General features: G+C 68.7%; 2 protein-coding genes. Both read left to right on the forward strand.

Annotated elements, in window-relative coordinates:
- Positions 1-346, forward strand: a 346-nt coding sequence (locus VM95_RS37530) for a transposase (protein WP_045705898.1), incomplete at its 5' end; no start/stop codon positions are given.
- Between the two features lie 20 nt (positions 347-366).
- A complete protein-coding gene (locus VM95_RS37535; protein ID WP_033356094.1) occupies positions 367-1371 on the forward strand; it encodes an IS3 family transposase in 1005 nt (334 codons plus the stop codon).
- Positions 1372-1406: the final 35 nt, after the last annotated feature.

Raw genomic sequence — 1406 nt, forward strand, 5'->3', positions numbered from 1 at the left:
CCGGCCGAAGCGCCGCACGTTCAGCCCCGAGTACAAGCTGCGGATCGTCGCCGAGTACGACGCCGCACCCGAGGGTGAGAAGGGCGCGGTCCTGCGCCGCGAGCGCCTGTACCACTCCCACGTCACCGAGTGGCGGGCCGCACGCGATGCCGGGGCCTTGGAAAACCTGGTCGACCACCGAACGAGCCCGGCCCGCCCGAAGAAGTCCGCCGCCGAGGCCGAGAACGAGAAGCTGCGCCGGCAGGTGGAACGGCTGGAGAAGGAACTCGCCCGGAACAAGGCCGCGCTGGAGGTTCTGGGAAAAGCGTCGGCGCTCTTGGAAATGATCTCCGAGAGCGCGGACTGACGCACGCCGCCGACCCGGTCGTGGAGGAGGCGTTCACCGCCGTCGAACACGAGCTGGGCACCACGGCCGCGTGCCGGCTGACCGGCCGCTCCCGGGCCACCCACTACCGCAGGCTGAAACCGCCGCCCCCGCGCCGGCCCAGGTCCCCGCAGGTCCAGCCGTCGGCCCTGACGGCCGAAGAGCGTGATGCGGTCCTGGCGTTGATGAACAGCCCCGAGTACGCCGAGCTGCCGCCCGCGCAGATCTGGGCCCGCGAGCTCGATACCGGGCGCTATCACTGCTCGGTCTCCACGATGTACCGGATCCTGCGCGAACACGGGCAGAACGGCGAGCGCCGCCGCCAGGCCGTCCACCCGGCAAGGACGGTGCCCGAGCTGGTCGCCACCGCGCCCTCGCAGGTGTGGTCGTGGGACATCACCAAGGCCGCCGGCCCCGGCAAGGGCATCTGGTACCACGCCTACGTGATCATCGACATCTTTAGCCGCTACATCGTCGGCCACACCGTCGAACTGGTCGAATCAGCTGAGCGGGCCGAGGAGTTGATCCGCGAGGCCATCGAGCGCAACGGCATCGTCCCCGAGACCGTGCACGCCGACCGCGGCACCTCGATGACCTCCAAGAAGGTCTCCCAGCTGCTGACCGAGCTCGGCGTCACCAGGAGCCACTCGCGCCCCAAGGTCTCCAACGACAACCCGTACAGCGAGGCCCAGTTCAAGACCACCAAGTACATGGCCGACTTCCCGCAGCGGTTCGATTCCCTGGCCCACGCCCGCGAATGGTTCGACGCCTTCATCTCGTACTACAACCACGAGCACCGGCACTCAGGCATCGGCCTCCACACGCCCGCCAGCGTCCACTTCGGCACCGCCGAGGAGATCCGCGACCAGCGGGCCGTCACCCTTGCCGAGGCATACGCCCGGCATCCCGAACGCTTCGGACGCCGTCCCCGGCCGCCCGAGATCCCGCAGACGGCATGGATCAACGACCCCAGCAAGCGCAGGGAACCCGCACCACAAACCTCATAGCGTCACGACCGTCTCACTGGACTTGAAATCTTCCG

It is taken from the genome of Streptomyces rubellomurinus (assembly GCF_000961885.1).
Lineage (GTDB): Bacteria > Actinomycetota > Actinomycetes > Streptomycetales > Streptomycetaceae > Kitasatospora > Kitasatospora rubellomurina.